Source organism: Brevibacillus laterosporus, assembly GCF_030489605.1.
Lineage (GTDB): Bacteria > Bacillota > Bacilli > Brevibacillales > Brevibacillaceae > Brevibacillus_B > Brevibacillus_B laterosporus_E.
The window spans coordinates 146,514-164,913 of the sequence record NZ_JAUKFY010000003.1; the positions used below are offsets into that span (position 1 = coordinate 146,514).

Genomic DNA, 18,400 nt, shown 5'->3' on the forward strand with positions numbered 1-18,400 from the left:
CTCGATTGTCCTCCTCATTTTTGTTCGGCTTTATACAGCTTTTCCCGCGTAACTCTGGCGCCAAGATTTTGAAGTTTCTGTACCAGATTTTCATAACCTCTATCAATATGTTCAAGTCCTTCAACTTCTGTCGTTCCTTGTGCAAGTAAGCCTGCTATCACTAAAGCGGCTCCCGCGCGCAAATCAGAAGCTACTACTTTTGCGCCCATTAATGTAGAAGGCCCCTCCAGAACAGCGGATCGCCCTTCAATCTTTAGTGTTGCTCCCATGCGTCTTAATTCATCGGCATGACGGAACCTAGCACTATATATATTATCAGTGACAATACTTGTTCCTTTTGATTGTGTTAACAGTGTGGTCATAGGTTGTTGTAAGTCAGTAGGAAATCCAGGATATGGACTTGTTTTAATGTCGACTGCACGATAGTTTTTATGTCCGATAACCCGGATCGTATCGTCACCTTCGATTATTTCCACTCCTATTTCACGAAGCTTGGCTGTAACAGGCTCCATATGCTTCGATATAACATTTTCTAGCGTCACATCTCCACCGGTTGCAGCAGCAGCAATCATATATGTTCCGGCTTCGATACGGTCTGGTATTATAGTATGTCGGCAACCGCGCAATTTGTCTACACCCTGAATACGAATTACATCTGTTCCCGCACCAGAAATCTTCGCACCCATATTGTTTAATAATGTGGCAACATCCACGATCTCTGGCTCATGGGCAGCGTTTTCAATTGTTGTGATTCCTTCCGCATAAACCGCAGCCAGCATGATGTTAATGGTAGCGCCTACGCTTACTAAATCCATATAAATACGTGCGCCCTTCAACCTCTTTGCACGAATAATCATAACACCTTTTCGATTTTCAACAACTGCACCAAGGGCTTCAAAACCTTTTATATGCAAATCAACCGGTCTTGGTCCTAAATCACAGCCACCGGGCAATCCAATTTGAGCTTCCTTAAACTTGCCTAGTAGTGCGCCCCATAAGTAATAAGAAGCACGTAATTTTTTTACCTTGCCATTAGGCATGAATGTTTCTCTAATAGGACGTCCATCAATTTCGATCCAATCGTCCTCAAACAAAACATCTGCGCCCATCTCCCGAAGGAGCTCTACATATACTTCCACATCCTCAATATGCGGTAAATTTTCAATGACAACTGGTCCATCAGCGAGAATCGCAGCGGGAATTAACGCCACAGCACTATTTTTCGCACCGCTAATCCCTACTCTTCCACACAGTGGGACTCCACCCTGTATTAGCAATTTATCCATACATTTAATCTCCCTAAATGATGTTCTTGCACCTATTCAGAATATACCCTCTATTGCAGTTAGTCTAGTCTTTCATGCTTTACAGTCTGTAACCAACCTTATGATTATTAAGATTCAATGGGCAAAAAGAGAAAACGAGGATGGAAGAGGTCATTACGGTAAAGAAGCACCTTCTCCACTGGAAAAGGTGCTCTTCGGTTTGGTTACTTTTGCATACTTTCCCAATCAGCAAGGAATTTCTCAATTCCGCTGCTTGTTAAGGGATGCTGCAAAAGCTGTTTAAATACTTTATGAGGAATGGTGGCAATATCCGCCCCAAGCTTTGCAGCCTCCGTCACATGTAGAGGGTGACGAATACTTGCTGCAATAATTTCCGTTTCTATGTCATGGACAGCAAAGATTTCTGTGATGTCTGCGATGAGTTGCATGCCGTCGTAACCAATATCATCCAATCTGCCAAGGAACGGAGACACATAGGTAGCTCCTGCTCTTGCAGCCATCAATGCTTGGTTCGCGTTAAAAACTAATGTTACATTGGTTTTAATTTTGCGTTTTGAGAAAATCTTTACGGCTTTAAGTCCTTCTTCTGTCATCGGCACCTTAATGACGATGTTTTTTGATAGACTGGCCAGCTTTTCTCCTTCTTCGATCATACCTTTTGCATCAATGCTAATAACCTCTGCACTGATAGGACCATCTACAATATCAAGAATCTCTTTTAATGTTTCGATGAAATCGCGGCCTTCTTTAGCTACCAGAGATGGATTGGTGGTTACGCCGGAAACGACTCCCCATTCATGAATCTCTCGAATTTCATCAACATTCGCTGTGTCTATGAAGAAACGCATGGGTACCCTCCTGAATTAGACGCGGTTATTACTTCCGAACAAACGAATTTTCTCGATAACAGTTTGTTTGATTGCCTCACGAGCAGGACCCATGTATTTACGAGGATCGATTTCGTTAGGTTTTTCAGCTAGCACTTTACGGATTGCTTCTGTGCAAGCCACTTGGTTTTCAGTGTTTACGTTGATTTTACCAACACCGCGCGCGATAGCTTGACGAATCGCTTCGTCTGGTACACCAGATCCACCGTGCAATACGACTGGAGCACCAATGTTTTTCACTACTTCTTCGATAATATCGAAATGGATTTTTGGTTCACCTTTGTACATACCATGAGCAGTACCTACAGCAATAGCTAGGTAGTCAACTTTAGTCTCTTCCCAGAAACGAATAGCTTCTTCTGGTTTTGCCAAGCTAGCATCTTCTTCAGCTACTTGTAGATCGTCTTCTACTCCGCCAATTGTACCTAGCTCACCCTCAACAGATACGCCTACAGCGTGGGCAGCTTCTACAACTTGTTTAGTCAAACGGATGTTATCTTCGAAGGAATGATGGGAACCATCGAACATAACAGAAGAGAATCCAGCTTGGATACATTTCATAACAACATCAAAGCTGCTACCGTGATCCAAGTGTAGCGCAATTGGTACGCCAGCAGTTTTAGCAGCGGCTTTAGCCATTGCTACTGTATACTCAATACCCATATAACGCATAGCACCTTCGGAAACTCCGAAAATTACAGGGGATTTCTCCTCTTTTGCTGCTTCGGTAATTGCTTGCGTAAATTCTAGGTTGTTCAAATTGAATTGTCCAACAGCATACTTATTTTTCTTTGCGTCCTCAATAAAGGCGGTCATAGGTACTAATTGCATTTCGGTATGTCCTCCTAATCCTAACTCTCTGTATTTCACTACTTGCAATACGGGGTTATTATACCACAACGACGCCTTTATTAACAGAGAACTTGTGACTAACTGACTAATTGTTGATTGACTACACAGCGCAACTCATCAATATCAAAAGGTTTGGTAAAATGAGTAAGCGCTCCCAGTTGTGTGGCTTCCTTGATCATATCTAATTCTCCATACGCGGTCATCATAATGACTTTAATATCTTTGTTTATCTTTTTAATGTGTTTTAAAATTTCTATACCGTCCATTCCGGGAATCTTCATATCTAAAATAACGAGATCTGGAGACTCATTTTCGACGATTTCGAGTGCTTGCTTGCCGTTAGCCGCTTGGAAAGTGCAGTATCCTTCCTTACCCAATACCTCATACAGTAGGATGCGGATGCCGTACTGGTCATCCACGACTAGTACCTTCTTGTCCTGCATATTGCTTCCCCCTCGTTCCTTTGCTTGTATTTACTAAAATACGCCTTGCCGATCGGAAATCCTGCCACATTCCATCTTTATTTTTCCAGTAGCTTGTAGCAAGGTTCTAAATTACATAAATTCCCATAATTTCGTTACTTTTAACATTGTTTACGGTTTTGTCATGCTGGAAGCTCTTCTCTTGCCACAGCAGGCTTTCTAGCTTGTAACAAAAAAAGACTGTCGAGAAATTCGACAGCCTTTGGCTATTTTTAAGCAATTGGTATTCTTTCTTTATTATTGATGAGAGTGCAAAGCAGCTTTCACAAACTCACGGAATAACGGCTGAGGACGATTCGGACGTGAAGTAAATTCTGGATGGAACTGCGCAGCTAAGAACCATGGATGATCCTTTAACTCAACCATCTCTACTAATTTACCGTCTGGTGTCGTACCAGAAATCACCAAGCCTGCTTTTTCCAGTTGATCACGGTATTCATTATTTACTTCATAACGATGGCGGTGGCGCTCATAAATCAACGTGCTGCCATAAGCTTGTGCTGCCATTGTGCCTTCTTTTGCTTTTGTTGGTCCAAGGCCAAGACGCATAGTGCCGCCTTTATCCTCAATATCCTTCTGTTCAGGCAACAAATCAATAACAGGATAGCTAGTGGAAGGATCAATTTCTGAGCTGTTGGCACCAGCTAGGTTGAGCATATGACGAGCGTATTCAATAACTGCCACTTGCATCCCTAAGCAAATTCCAAAGAATGGAACCTTATTCTCACGTGCGAAGCGAGTCGCAGCAATCTTTCCTTCAATTCCACGATCCCCAAAACCACCTGGAACTAAGATACCATGAACATCTCCTAAAAATTCAGCTACATTTTCATCTGTAACCTCTTCAGAATTAACCCATTTGATTTCAATATCGGTATCATTAGCAAATCCGGCATGGTAAAGCGCTTCAGCTACTGACAAGTAAGCGTCATGCAGCTCAACATATTTACCTACAATCGCAATACGGGTGCTGTGCTGTAAGCTCTTCACCTTTTCAACAAGAGCACTCCACTCCGTCATATCCGCCTGAGGGCAAGACAATCCAAAGTGTTTGCATACATAATCGTCTAAGCCCTGCTCTTGAAGCATTAGTGGCACTTCATACAACGTATCTGCATCACGGCATTCAATTACAGCATTTTTATCAATATCGCAGAATAGAGCAAGCTTGTCCTTCATATCTTGAGACAGCGGCTGTTCTGTTCTCGTAACGATCACGTTTGGCTGAATTCCTAAGCTGCGTAATTCTTTTACGCTATGCTGCGTCGGCTTTGTCTTCATTTCACCGGCTGCGCGAATGTACGGAATCAAGGTTACGTGGATATACATGACGTTAGAGACGCCTACATCACTCTTGATTTGGCGAATTGCTTCAAGGAAAGGTAGGCTCTCGATGTCCCCTACTGTTCCGCCAATTTCCGTGATAACAACATCTGCATTCGTTTCACGACCAGCACGGAATACACGCTCTTTAATTTCATTTGTGATATGCGGAATAACTTGTACAGTTCCACCCAAGTAATCTCCGCGACGTTCTTTACTAATAACACTAGAATAAATCTTACCGGTTGTTACATTGGAATTAGCGCTTAGGTTAATATCAATAAAACGCTCATAGTGACCAAGATCCAAATCGGTTTCTGCACCATCATCCGTTACAAAAACCTCACCATGTTGAAATGGACTCATTGTTCCTGGGTCAACATTGATATATGGATCAAATTTTTGAATAGTAACCTTGCATCCTCTGTTTTTTAGCAACCGTCCTAGTGAAGCAGCTGTAATCCCTTTACCTAGCGAGGAAACGACCCCACCTGTAACAAATATATACTTCGCCATATCGCCTACGTCCCCTCTTTTCCCTTATTTCAACATTTTTGATGAACAGTTATTAAGTAGGGTGCTACAAAAAGAAAAAACAAAAGCGGGGTCCTATCTCAACATCTCTGCTGAATAGGGGCGCTTTTGTTTGTTATTCTTTCATATATGACAAATCTTCATGTGAAGCCCAAAAAGTATTTTATAATGGGCTGAAATGAAAGTCAAGGACAAAAGTCGATAAAGTCGATAGATCCTTACTTATCAAAATCCAGATTTTCTTCGTCTTCTTCCTCGGTTTCTTCGTCATCTTCAAAAAGATCCTCATCTGCTAGATCTTCATCTTCTTCATCGATGTCTTCGAGGTCATCGTCTGAATCCACATCGTCCTCATCAACAAAGTCTTCCTCTTCTTCTTCTTCTTCATACAGGGAGATATCATCTTCCTCTTCAAATACTTCAGCAACATCATCGTCTTCCATATCGAAGTCTTCAAAGTCATCAACAACAGCAGCTTTTTTCTTTTTAACTCCGCCTTCTTGGCTCTCTTCAACTGCTTCCGTTGCATACCAACGTTTTAATCCCCATGTATTCTCACCGATACATACAAAACGGCCATCAATATTTACTTCTGTATACACTTGAGCAATGACAGCCATCAATTGCTCTTCTGTCAGGTTACGCAAGATAGCAATTTCATTCATAAGTTCACGGAAATTATAAGGGCGGTTTGTTTCTCTTAGGATTTCATAAGCGATATCAACCATCGCCATCTCTTGCAACTTCTCTTCATTATATTGCTGAAGTAATTTACTCAAGCAAGGCACGTCCTTTCAAACAAAACTTGGCTATCATACAGTATTCCCTATTTTATCCGAAAATGCAAGTGATTCAAACCCTGCAGAAAGAAAAGCTTTTTTCAGCTCTCTATCTTATCTGTAACCCTTGTATTGCTGGCATTATGTTTCACACTGCGATTCTTCTCAAGCTGCCTTGTTGAGAGCTTACAAAAAAGCATAAATTGCTTGGGCTTTTGTCACAAGTAGGCTCTATAAAATCGCAAATGAATGAAGCAACAGAAATAACCCCAGAGGGTAAATGTTTCCTACCTGCTGGGGTATAATCCGTCTTACATATTACGTCGATATTGTCCTCCTACTTCATACAGCGCTGCCGTAATTTGACCAAGAGAAGCCACTTTAACCGTCTCCATCAATTCGGCAAATATATTCCCGCCTGTTAACGCAACCTCCTGTAGCTTCTTCAATGCTTCAGGAATCTGTTGGGCATGTCTTTGCTGGAAGGCACGCACATTATCGATTTGCTGTTGCTTTTCTGCATCTGTAGCCCTTGCTAGCTCAATTTCATAGTCATCCTCAGAAGCGTTTGGATTTAAGAAGGTGTTGACTCCAATGATCGGCAAATCTCCAGAATGTTTCCTCATCTCATAATACATCGACTCATCCTGAATTTTCCCTCGTTGATATTGTGTCTCCATGGCTCCGAGGACTCCGCCACGTATACTTAACCGTTCAAATTCCTGCAATACAGCTTCTTCTACTAAATCAGTCAGCTCTTCAATAATAAAAGCACCTTGCAATGGGTTTTCATTTTTGGCCAACCCTAATTCTTTATTAATAATCATTTGGATGGCCATTGCCCTGCGGACTGAATTTTCGGTAGGTGTGGTGATGGCTTCATCATAAGCATTAGTGTGCAAAGAATTACAGTTATCGTAAATGGCAATTAGGGCTTGTAGCGTAGTTCGTATATCATTAAAGTCCATTTCTTGGGCATGAAGAGAGCGCCCGGATGTCTGGATGTGATACTTTAGCTTTTGGCTACGCTCATTAGCACCATAACGATTCTTCATAGTGATTGCCCAAATCCTGCGTGCTACCCGTCCAATTACGGTATATTCAGGATCAAGTCCGTTAGAGAAGAAGAAGGACAAATTATGCGCAAATTCGTCAATTTTCATGCCACGGCTTAAATAATATTCTACATAAGTAAATCCATTAGCTAGGGTAAAAGCTAATTGTGTAATCGGATTCGCTCCTGCTTCAGCTATATGGTAGCCTGAGATCGAAACCGAATAGTAATTACGCACTTTATTTTCAATAAAATAGGCCTGGATATCCCCCATCATGCGAAGTGCGAACTCCGTAGAGAAAATGCAGGTATTTTGCCCCTGATCTTCTTTTAAAATATCGGCTTGCACTGTTCCCCGTACGTTTGATAAAGTATAGGCTTTAATTTGCAAATATTCTTCTTTAGAAGGTTGACGCCCTTCTCTTTCTGCGAATTTCTCTACCTGCTGTTCGATAGCCGTATTTAAAAACATAGCCAAAATCATTGGTGCAGGTCCGTTGATTGTCATGGAAACCGAAGTGGAAGGGGCACAAAGATCAAATCCCGCATACAGCTTTTTCATATCATCCAACGTACATACACTGACTCCGCTGGTTCCGATCTTCCCATAAATGTCAGGCCGCTCGTGAGGGTCTTGACCATATAGAGTCACACTATCAAATGCTGTGCTTAATCGTTTTGCATCATCATTTTTAGATAGGAAATGGAATCGTTTGTTAGTGCGCTCTGGCGATCCTTCTCCTGCAAACTGTCTGCGCGGATCTTCTCCCTCCCTTTTAAATGGAAAAACACCCGCCGTATAAGGAAATTCCCCTGGGACATTCTCTTTCATCGCCCAAGATAGTAAATCTCCCCACTCATGGAAGGTTGGTGTGCTAATCTTGGGAATCCGTGAACCGGCAAGTGATATTGAGAATAGCTTTGTCACTATTTCTTTATCGCGAATCTTCGTGATGAACTGATCCTGTTTATACAATTCCTTCTGTTTAGGCCAGTTTTCCAACCATTTTTTTAATTCGGGATGCAATTTTTCTTCAAATTCTGCAATTTGAGAGGTTAAGTGAGCAAGCACTGCTTCATCTGCACCCTGCTCTGCTAATACTTTATATGCTCCATTCAGCTGATACAGTTTGCGGGCATAACCTGCCTGCTCTTCGCTAAACCTGTGATAATTTCGCACCGTGTTAGCTATGTCCTGAAGATACGTAATTTTTTCAGACGGGATAAGCGGCGGTTTATGGGCTAAAATGGGTGTCGGGTCTAGATGTTCAACGTCCCAATCAAGCTGTTTCTTCTGAACGGCCGCTCGAATCAAAGCCGCAAAAAGAGCATTGGTTCCCGGATCGTTAAATTGACTTGCAATCGTGCCATAAATCGGTAGCTGTTCATCTTCTACGTCAAATAATTGATGATTACGACGGTACTGCTTTCTCACTTCTCGTAAAGCATCCTCTGAGCCTTTACGCTCAAATTTATTAATGGACACCAAATCAGCAAAATCAAGCATATCAATTTTTTCTAGCTGAGAAGGTGCACCGAATTCACTAGTCATTACATACAGTGACAAATCACAAAGCTCACTAATGCGGGCATCCCCTTGTCCAATCCCGCTTGTTTCCACGATGACTAAATCAAAGCATGCTGCCTTAGCTACCTGAATCGCATCTTGCAAGGCAAGAGACAACTCTGATCCAGATTGTCTAGTCGCTAAACTGCGCATATAAACACGGGATGTGTTATTTGCGTTCATTCGGATTCGGTCGCCCAGAAGAGCACCCCCCGTTTTCTGTTTAGACGGATCTATCGACAGAATAGCAATGGTTTTGTCAGGGTACGTATATAAAAAACGACGAACTAATTCATCTGTTAACGAGCTTTTACCTGCTCCACCTGTACCTGTAATACCCACGACAGGGACATTGCTGGTAAAACCAGCCAGCGTATCTCTTACCTGAGTGAACCATTTTTTATCAGTCACATCATACTCTGCCAGTGTAATCAGACGAGCAACCGCTTGAATATTCTTTTCCTGTAACAACTCCACTTCCGCTTGCAGGGAAGCTACTGTCGGAAAGTCACATTCTCGAATCATCAGGTTAATCATGCCTTGGAGCCCTAGTTCCCTGCCGTCATCTGGCGAAAACAGCTTAGCTACACCATATTCCTCCAATTCGCGAATTTCACGGGGGACGATAACGCCTCCGCCTCCGCCATACACGCGAATATGATCGGCACCACGTTCTTTTAGCAAATCAATGATATATTTAAAAAACTCGACATGCCCGCCTTGATATGAGCTAATGGCAATTCCCTGCACATCCTCCTGAATGGCAGCATCGACAATCTCCATGACAGAGCGGTTGTGACCTAGATGAATCACTTCCGCTCCGGAGGATTGCAAAATTCGACGCATAATATTTATGGAAGCATCATGTCCGTCATAGAGACTCGCTGCTGTTACAAAACGTACTTTATTTGTCGGACGATAGACCTCTGTTATCACCTTGACAGCCTCCCCTTATCTATGGGATGGCTCTATTCGTGTCCGCTGATATCCCGCAGAAGCAATTCGGTCTGTTTCTCGATGTATTCGTCCAGGGTATAGCTTTTGCCAAGTGTCCAGCGTCGGAACACCCACATTTCCGCTAGTACCATGATGTTGTTAGCCATAAGCTTCACATAGCGCTCATCAGTCCGAATGGAACCATCTTCCATCCCTTTATGCAGAATTTCTTCAAAAATCCCTGTGATGGACTCTTCTCGACGTAACACATACGTCATCGCTTCATGTGGCAACGACTTGGTTTCTTGATAGATTAACAGCACGCGATCGTTCACCTGATCCATAACGCGAATTAGGCTTTTCAACGCGAGCTTAAGGCTTTTGAGACCAGAACCATTGTAGGTAATCGCTTCACGCAGTCTTTCTTCCATTTCATTATGAATAGAGTCGCAAACCAAATATAAGATATCCTCTTTGGACTCAATGTACTCATATAGCGTTCCAATGCTAAAGCCGGAGGCACGAGCAATTTCCCGCGTAGTCGTTTTGTGGAAACCTTTGTGTATAAATAGGTCAACGGCCGCTTCGATAATTTGTTCACGCCGTTTTTCGATTAGTTTTGGGTCCTTCACCAAGGACGGGATTACTTTCTTACGTTCTTGCACGAAATAAGCCACCTTTCACCAATTTGACTAAACGTCTCTGGTTTCTCCCCATTATACTAATCCACAATTTATGCTACAATCCTCTTTTTGCGGCTAATCGTGCCAGACTTGTAACAAAAACGGCCCCATAAGTTATCGTTGTAAAAAAATACGTACCATTTTTTCAGCTGCGTGATAAGGGTCTACCCTTCTGTTCGCTACCTCAACTAACTCGTCAGCAAATGCCCCCTGTTCCATTCTTTGCAGCATGACACGATAAAGATTTTGGTTCACTAACTCGATTACCTCTTCGTGCAAATGATATGATCTGCGCTTCTCCCCTTCACCCGATTCCGTCAGAAACCTCTCATGTGCAAGGATAGCTTGCCACAAATCAGTTATTCCCACTCGGTCAGTTGCAATTGTACGAATAAGAGGAGGTTGCCAGCTTGCATCATGCTTTACAATCTCTATCATTTGTTCAATCTCTGTGAGAAGTTTATCCAGACCAGGTAAATCTGCTTTGTTAATGACAAAAAGATCAGCAATCTCCATAATGCCAGCCTTAAATGCCTGAACAGTATCCCCGCTTCCGGGATTTAGTACAACAGCGACTGTATCAACGATTTTCATAATGTCCAGCTCAGACTGTCCAACCCCTACTGTCTCAACAATAATGACCTCGCAGCCATATGCGTCCAAAACACGTACAGCTTCTTTGGTATTGCGTGATAAACCTCCTAAATTTCCTCGAGTTCCCATACTTCTGATAAAGACACCTCGGTCAGGAGCATGATGCTGCATCCGAATGCGATCCCCGAGCAAGGCCCCGCCGGTAAACGGACTAGTGGGGTCTACCGCAATGACCCCGACAGATATTTGCTGTGAACGTAAATAAGTAATCAATGCATCTACTAATGAACTCTTACCTGCTCCTGGGGAACCTGTTAACCCAATCAGCCGTGCCTTACCAGTATGGGGGAAAATTTCCTGTAGCACCTGCCCCTTTTCAGGAAAGCCATCTTCAATCCAGGTAATTGCTCTGGCAGCCGCGCGAACATCTCCTGCCAGTATTCGCTTGGTTATCGGATGCACGTAGGTCAGCTCCTACTCTTTTAACAGCAGGTTGCTGATAACCACACGCTGTATTTCATTTGTTCCTTCATAAATCTGCGTAATTTTTGCATCACGCATAAATCTTTCTACTGGATATTCGCGCGTATAGCCATATCCTCCAAACACCTGCACCGCTTCTGTCGTTACTTGCATGGCAATGTCGCCGGCAAACACCTTGGACATAGCTGACGCTTTTCCGTACGGCAGGCCTTTATCTTCTAACCAAGCCGCTTGGTACGTTAGCAATCGCGCCGCCTCAATCTGGGTAGCCATATCTGCCAATTTGAACTGAATAGCCTGCAATGCAGCAATCGGTTTACCAAATTGAATGCGTTCCTTCGCGTAGCTTAGGGCGTGTTCAAACGCACCCTGAGCAATTCCTAGCGCCTGAGCGGCAATTCCATTTCGTCCACCGTCTAGTGTCATCATCGCAATTTTAAAGCCTTGCCCTTCCTCGCCTAAACGATTAGCTACCGGTACGCGTACATCCTCCATAATCACTTCTAGTGTGAGGGAGGAACGAATTCCCAGCTTCTTCTCCTTTTTCCCCATTGAGAAGCCAGGCATATCTTTTTCTAAAATGAAGGCTGTTACACCCTTATGTTTTAAGTCAGGATTCGTTACCGCAAAAACGATATAAATTTCAGCTTCGCCAGCATTTGTGATAAAAATTTTATTTCCATTTAGGATATAATGATCCCCATCCCGTACAGCGGTTGTACGCATTCCTGCTGAATCAGAGCCGGACCCCGCTTCAGTCAGACAGTATGCGCCCAGTTTCTTACCTTCTGCAAGCGGACGTAGGAAGGTTTGTTTTTGTTCTTCTGTGCCAAACTTATAGATCGGCCAGCTCGCTAAGGAGACATGTGCCGAGAGGGTGACGCCAATAGATGCATCTACTCTTGATAGCTCTTCAACAGCAAGAACATAGCTTAAATAGTCAGCTCCAGCCCCACCATATTTTTCATCCCACGGAATTCCCGCAAGCCCTAGCTCTGCCATTTGTTCGAAGATAGAGCGGTCAAATCGCTCTTCTTCATCCCGTTCCGCCGCAGTTGGCGCTATGTGCTCCTCAGCGAATTCTCGAATCATTTTACGCAGCATTTCCTGTTCTTCATTTAGACGAAAGTCCATCTGTTCCACTCTCCCTGCTTGTTGTTGTTCTATTTAGTAAGCAAATGCTTAGAAATGACGAGTTGTTGAATTTCTGATGTTCCTTCATAAATTTGCGTGATTTTAGCATCTCTGAACAAACGCTCTACCGGATATTCCCTTGTGTAGCCGTATCCTCCAAAAATCTGCACTGCCTCTATCGCAGCTTCCATAGCAACATCCGAGGCAAACTTTTTCGCGATGGATGCTTCCAGCCCGCATGGTTGACCCTCCTGGCGCAAAAAGGCTGCGTGATATACAAGCAGTCGAGCCGCCTCCGCCTGCGTAGCCATATCTGCCAGCTTAAAGGCCACCGCTTGCTGATTACCAATCGGGGAGCCAAATTGCTTACGTTCTCTCGCATATTGAATGGAATACTCTAAAGCAGCTTCAGCAATACCCAAAGCTTGGGCCGCAATACCGATTCGCCCCACGTCCAGATTAGACAGAGCTATGGCGAAGCCTTTTCCTTCCTCGCCTAGTAAATTTTCAATCGGAACCATTGCATTCTCGAAAATGAGTTCCGTTGTATTGGAGCCATGAAGTCCCATCTTCTTTTCCTTTTTTCCCACCGTAAAGCCTGGTGTATTTTTTTCTACAATAAAAGCAGAAATTCCGCGGGTGTCTTGAGTAGCATCCGTCACGGCAAATGTTATGTACGTATCTGCTTCGCCGCCATTGGTTATAAAAATTTTGCTGCCATTTAAAACGTAATGATCCCCTTGACGTATAGCAGAGGTACGAATGCGAGCGGCATCAGAGCCTGCTTGGGGCTCTGTCAGAGCAAATGCCCCCAAATATTCTCCACTTGCCAGCTTCGGAACATATTTTTTCTTCTGCTCCTCATTTCCGTAGTACAAAATAGGCGTCGTGCCTACTGAAGTGTGAACCGAGAGAATTACCCCTAGAGTCGCACTTATTTTCGAAATCTCATGAATCGCAATTACATACGAAATAAAATCAGAATCAGAGCCGCCCCACTCTTCAGGTATTGGAATCCCCATTAAGCCTAGCTGTGCCATTTTTGTTAGTAATGGACGCGGAAATTCTTCCGTTTCTTCCATATGAGCAACAAATGGAGCAATTTCTTTTTTGGCAAAATCACTTACCATCTTTCTCATCATGAGCTGTTCTTCTGTTAAATGAAGCTCCATACACAAAATCCTTCCTTTAGTAATTTTCTCGTTGCCCCTACATATATGGCGCTCCATGCACAATCAGGTTAGGTGTACACATAGAATCCTCTTCCTGACTTGCGGCCTAACCAGCCAGCCTTCACATATTGGCGTAATAACGGACAAGGGCGATATTTGGAATCTCCAAATCCTTCATAAAGTACTTCCATAATGTAGAGACATGTATCCAATCCAATAAAATCGGCTAAGGTAATAGGTCCCATCGGGTGATTCATGCCTAGCTTCATAATGTCATCCACCGCTTTTGGAGTAGCTACTCCTTCATACACGCAGTAAATAGCTTCATTAATCATTGGCATTAAAACACGATTTGAGATAAAACCAGGGAAGTCTTTGCAGCTAACCGGTATTTTATCCAGACGTTTTGCCAGTTCTTCAATCGTTTGATAGACCTCGTCTGATGTTTGTAAGCCACGAATCATCTCCACTAGCTTCATCACAGGTACAGGATTCATAAAATGCATGCCGATAACCTGCTCAGGACGATTTGTAGCCGCTGCAAGCTCTGTAATAGGCAAGGAGGAGGTGTTGCTGGCTAGGATGGTATAAGGCTGACAAATCTCATCCAATTTTTTAAAAATTTCGGTTTTTACCTGCATATTTTCTACTACAGCTTCTATAACCACATCCGCATCCCTAGCATTTGTAAGCTCTGTGGAAGTGGTTATCCGGGAGAGAATTTTTTTCTTGGTTTCTTCAGTCAGCTTGCCCTTTTCCACTTGCCTATTTAAATTTTTGCCAATATTGCCTAAACCACGTTCAAGAAAAGACATAGATTGGTCATGTAAAATCACCTGAAATCCAGCATGTGCCGCCACCTGAGCAATACCGCTCCCCATCTGCCCTGCGCCTATAACCATAATTGTTTGAATGCTCATGTACCCTGCTCCTTTTTCTTTTGAAAAATGATGACAGCTTCATTTAGAAAATCCTAAAACCCATCAAATTCAAGTAGATCATCTGATTGGCTCAACGCGCAATAAGATAGCATCTCCCTGAGCAGCTCCACTGCAAATAGCAGCTACGCCTAATCCACCGCCGCGTCGTTGCAATTCATGAATAAGCGTCATGATAATCCTTGCACCGCTTGCGCCGATAGGATGACCAAGTGCAATTGCACCGCCATTTACGTTCACCTTCTCTTCATCCCAGCCAACGATTTTTCCACTTGTAAGCGTGACCGCAGCGAATGCCTCGTTTACTTCAAATAAATCTATTTCTTCAAGGCTTTTTCCAGTCTTTCGCAGTAATTTCTGAATAGCAAGCCCAGGTGTAGTCGCAATATAAGGAGCCTCTGCCGCAACCTCCGCATGCCCTAGAATCGTAGCTAAAGGCTTAACCCCCAGTTCCTTAGCTTTATGCTCTGACATAAGCACTAGCGCCCCCGCACCATCATTAAGTCCGGGTGCATTACCGGCTGTAATGGTTCCATCCTTTTTGTATACCGGTGCTAATTTAGCCAAGCCCTCCAAGGTTGTTTCCGCTCGTATCGCTTCATCCTCGGTTACGAGCAGCGGGTCTGCTTTTCGTTGGGAAACTGGAACTGGAACAATTTCCTCAGCAAAATATCCTGCTTCTCTCGCTTTAGCCGCACGTTGCTGGCTGCGATAGGCCCATGCATCCTGTTCTGCCCGTGTAATGCCGTATTCTTCAGCCACATTGCTCCCATGCACAGCCATAGGGACTTGATCAAATGCACATGTTAGCCCGTCGTACAACACTAAATCCTTCACAAGATTATCGCCCATCCGAAAGCCGTTTCTAGCTTGCGGCATTGCATAAGGAGCATTACTCATGCTCTCCATTCCGCCAGCAACTATGATCTCTGCATCCTGACAACGAATAATTTGATCCGCCATGGCAACGGAACGCATGCCGGAAGCACATACCTTATTGATTGTCTCGCTTGTTACTTCCCATGGGAGGCCCGCTTTTCTGGCAGCTTGCCTTGATGGAATTTGTCCGGTACCCGCTTGCACGACCATCCCCATGATGACTTTATCAACTGATAAGGGATCAACCTTGGCTCTGCTCAGCGCTTCTCTAATTGCCAATGCTCCCAGTTCTACAGCAGGGACCTCCTTTAATGCGCCATTGAACTTTCCAAAAGGTGTTCGAGCCGATCCAACTATAACTGTGTTCAAAGCAATTCCTCCCTTTTCTCATGTACCTAATCAGTTAAAACAAGCATCGATTGATTGAGCGGTCGCTCACTTTATTATCTTTATTTTGCACATTCTATTCGCATTAGTCAATTTATTATGACAATAAGCGGCGGCCCTTTGACCACCGCTCATCTTTGTTCCTTCTTACAAAGCATCGGCTAAGATTTCAGCGATATCTCTCGCTTTCACTTGTTCCTCCGCCTCTTTCATTTTTAATCCATCATCCATCATCGTTAGACAGTATGGACAAGCACTTGCAATTGCTGTTGGGTTAACCTCTAAAGCCTGCTCTGTGCGTGCGACATTAACACGGGTACCTTCATGTTCTTCCATCCACATCAATCCGCCACCAGCTCCACAGCACATGCTGTCACATTGGCTTCGTTTCATCTCTACGATCTCTACACCCGGAATTTGTTGCAAAATCTGGCGCGGCATATCATAGATATTGTTATATCGGCCCAAATAGCATGAATCATGATACGTAATGCGTTCCTTCACTTCTTTCTTCGGTGTAAGTCGCCCCTCCTCGATCCATTGAACTAATAGCTCAGAATGATGATATACCTCTGCTTGCAAACCAAACTCAGGATACTCATTCTTAAAGGTATTAAAAGCATGCGGATCACAGGTCACAATTTTCTTAACATCGTAGCCTTCAAATAAAGCAATGTTTTCTTGCGCTAATTGTTGAAATAAAAATTCATTACCGATACGGCGAGCTGTGTCGCCTGAATTTTTTTCTTCATTGCCAAGAATAGCGAACTTAATACCTGCTTCGTGCATCAGCTTAATAAATGCATGCGTAATTTTCATACTGCGGTTATCAAAGGACCCCATAGCTCCTACCCAAAACAGGTATTCAAACTCCTCTGCCGTTTTTACAGTAGGTACTGTATAGGCTTCATCCAGACCCTCCATCCATTTCATGCGGTCTTTACGGTTAATCCCCCACGGGTTACCCTGCCGTTCGATATTATTTAATGCACGCTGAGCTTCTTGCGGCATACTCCCTTCTGTCATCACTAGATAGCGGCGCATGTCAATGATTTTGTCAACATGCTCGTTCATCACGGGACACTGGTCTTCACAGTTGCGACAGGTTGTACACGCCCACAGTTCCTGCTCGGTAATCACATCGCCTATCAATGCCTTATCATATACATTTTCTACAGCTGCGGCCCCTTCAGAAGTCGCTGCTACTTCACCAGCCTGCAGTGCAATTTGGTTAGCCTTTGTATTAGGAAAAGCAAAAGTAGGCATCCAAGGTGTGCGTGAAGTAACACTTGCCCCTTTCTCAGTCAGATGGTCGCGCATTTTCACGATTATATCCATAGGAGAGAGCATTTTTCCCGTTCCAGAGGCCGGACACATATTGGTACAGCGTCCACACTCGACACAGGCATATAAGTCAATCAGTTGCGTTTGGGTAAAGTCCTCAATCTTCCCATTTCCGAAAACTTCCTGGGTTTCATCTTCAAAGTTAATGGTAGAAAGCTTACCGGGCGAATCCAGTTTTTTATACCAAACGTTTAAGGGAGCAAAGATTAAGTGGGCATGCTTGGATTGCGGTACATAGACAGCAAAGCTCAGCAAAACGAGCAGATGCGCCCACCAGAAGAAGAAGAATAAAGCGGCTGCCGCTGTTTCACCAATCCCTGAAAATACAAAGGCGATAGCTGACGAGAAGGGAGCAAAGATAGAGCCCTCATGACCTAGCCATATCTGTTCGAAAGCCAGTGAACCAAGAACGGTCACCATTAGCGAACTGATAAAGATAATAACTAAACCTGATTTCAAGCCTCGCTTTAAACGTTTTAGTTTTTCAATATAACGCCGATAATAAGCATAACCAATAGCTATCAGGATCAGGATGGCAGTGATTTCTTGCATCAGGCTAAAGTACTTGTGGGCGCTTCCAAACGGTAATTCATAACCAATAATAAGCCCCTTTAAAATAAGTTCGATGGCTCCAAATTGCAAAATAATAAAGCCATAAAAGAGAACAACGTGCATAATACCGCTCTTTTTATCCTTTAAGAGCTTCTTTTGCAAAAAAACGTTCTGGAGAATCAAGTTCAGGCGGGTCTTAAAGTCATCCTTGATATCCGGCTTTTTTCCCAACTTGATAAACAGATACCTGCTGTACAACAAATGCGCTACAAGATATAGCCCATAAGCCAGCACAAGGAAGAAGGCAATTAAATTTAATAGTGGTAGGATTTCCATATCTTCCAGCTCCCTTTCTCTTACTTATTGTGGTTATATTTGATTGTAAATTTTTTCTTTTGTTTTATCTTATCAGAAGTATCAGAAAAAATGAATGACTATTCATTCAAAATTTACATTTCTACCCCAAAATTTTTATAAAAAACAATCGCGCCGCTCTTCTGAGCGGTCGCTCACTTTTTCTTTCTGATCATATCA

General features: G+C 43.4%; 14 protein-coding genes. All 14 read right to left on the bottom strand.

Annotation, left to right across the window (positions count from 1 at the left end; genetic code table 11):
* Positions 1-14: 14 nt before the first annotated feature.
* The 14 genes from QZ995_RS04370 to QZ995_RS04435 all read right to left on the bottom strand — a co-directional run bounded on the left by QZ995_RS04370 (position 15) and on the right by QZ995_RS04435 (position 18,202).
* Positions 15-1,286 (bottom strand): UDP-N-acetylglucosamine 1-carboxyvinyltransferase, encoded by a 1,272-nt coding sequence (locus QZ995_RS04370; protein WP_301803563.1) that lies wholly within the window; start codon positions 1,284-1,286, stop codon positions 15-17.
* Positions 1,287-1,489: 203 nt separating this feature from the next.
* Entirely contained in the window at positions 1,490-2,134 is a 645-nt protein-coding gene (fsa, locus tag QZ995_RS04375; protein WP_003334218.1) for a fructose-6-phosphate aldolase, read from the bottom strand.
* A 15-nt stretch (positions 2,135-2,149) separates the two neighbouring features.
* Entirely contained in the window at positions 2,150-3,004 is an 855-nt protein-coding gene (gene fba, locus QZ995_RS04380) for a class II fructose-1,6-bisphosphate aldolase (RefSeq protein WP_301803573.1), read from the bottom strand.
* 98 nt (positions 3,005-3,102) lie between these two features.
* A complete protein-coding gene (locus tag QZ995_RS04385; protein ID WP_003334216.1) occupies positions 3,103-3,468 on the bottom strand; it encodes a response regulator in 366 nt (121 codons plus the stop codon).
* Between the two features lie 276 nt (positions 3,469-3,744).
* Positions 3,745-5,346 carry a CTP synthase gene (locus QZ995_RS04390; RefSeq protein WP_301803578.1) on the bottom strand — a complete coding sequence of 534 codons (1,602 nt, stop codon included), beginning with the start codon at positions 5,344-5,346 and terminating at the stop codon, positions 3,745-3,747.
* 236 nt (positions 5,347-5,582) lie between these two features.
* Entirely contained in the window at positions 5,583-6,143 is a 561-nt protein-coding gene (rpoE, locus tag QZ995_RS04395; RefSeq protein WP_301803581.1) for a DNA-directed RNA polymerase subunit delta, read from the bottom strand.
* A gap of 311 nt (positions 6,144-6,454) precedes the next feature.
* Complete coding sequence (icmF, locus tag QZ995_RS04400) at positions 6,455-9,700, bottom strand: fused isobutyryl-CoA mutase/GTPase IcmF (RefSeq protein ID WP_301803584.1); 3,246 nt, start codon at positions 9,698-9,700, stop codon at positions 6,455-6,457.
* Positions 9,701-9,732: 32 nt separating this feature from the next.
* Positions 9,733-10,365 (bottom strand): TetR/AcrR family transcriptional regulator, encoded by a 633-nt coding sequence (locus tag QZ995_RS04405; RefSeq protein ID WP_003334210.1) that lies wholly within the window; start codon positions 10,363-10,365, stop codon positions 9,733-9,735.
* A gap of 132 nt (positions 10,366-10,497) precedes the next feature.
* A complete protein-coding gene (meaB, locus tag QZ995_RS04410; RefSeq protein ID WP_301803590.1) occupies positions 10,498-11,439 on the bottom strand; it encodes a methylmalonyl Co-A mutase-associated GTPase MeaB in 942 nt (313 codons plus the stop codon).
* Between the two features lie 12 nt (positions 11,440-11,451).
* The gene (locus QZ995_RS04415) at positions 11,452-12,594 is read right to left on the bottom strand and encodes an acyl-CoA dehydrogenase (protein WP_301803592.1); all 1,143 of its coding nucleotides are present in this window, start codon (positions 12,592-12,594) and stop codon (positions 11,452-11,454) included.
* Positions 12,595-12,623: 29 nt separating this feature from the next.
* On the bottom strand, positions 12,624-13,766 hold the full coding sequence (locus QZ995_RS04420; RefSeq protein ID WP_301803598.1) for an acyl-CoA dehydrogenase: 1,143 nt from the start codon (positions 13,764-13,766) through the stop codon (positions 12,624-12,626).
* Between the two features lie 68 nt (positions 13,767-13,834).
* Positions 13,835-14,686, bottom strand: a complete 852-nt coding sequence (locus QZ995_RS04425) for a 3-hydroxybutyryl-CoA dehydrogenase (RefSeq protein WP_301803601.1) — start codon at positions 14,684-14,686, stop codon at positions 13,835-13,837.
* A gap of 78 nt (positions 14,687-14,764) precedes the next feature.
* Complete coding sequence (locus QZ995_RS04430) at positions 14,765-15,952, bottom strand: acetyl-CoA C-acetyltransferase (protein WP_301803605.1); 1,188 nt, start codon at positions 15,950-15,952, stop codon at positions 14,765-14,767.
* Positions 15,953-16,117: 165 nt separating this feature from the next.
* Positions 16,118-18,202 carry a (Fe-S)-binding protein gene (locus QZ995_RS04435; RefSeq protein ID WP_301803608.1) on the bottom strand — a complete coding sequence of 695 codons (2,085 nt, stop codon included), beginning with the start codon at positions 18,200-18,202 and terminating at the stop codon, positions 16,118-16,120.
* Positions 18,203-18,400: the final 198 nt, after the last annotated feature.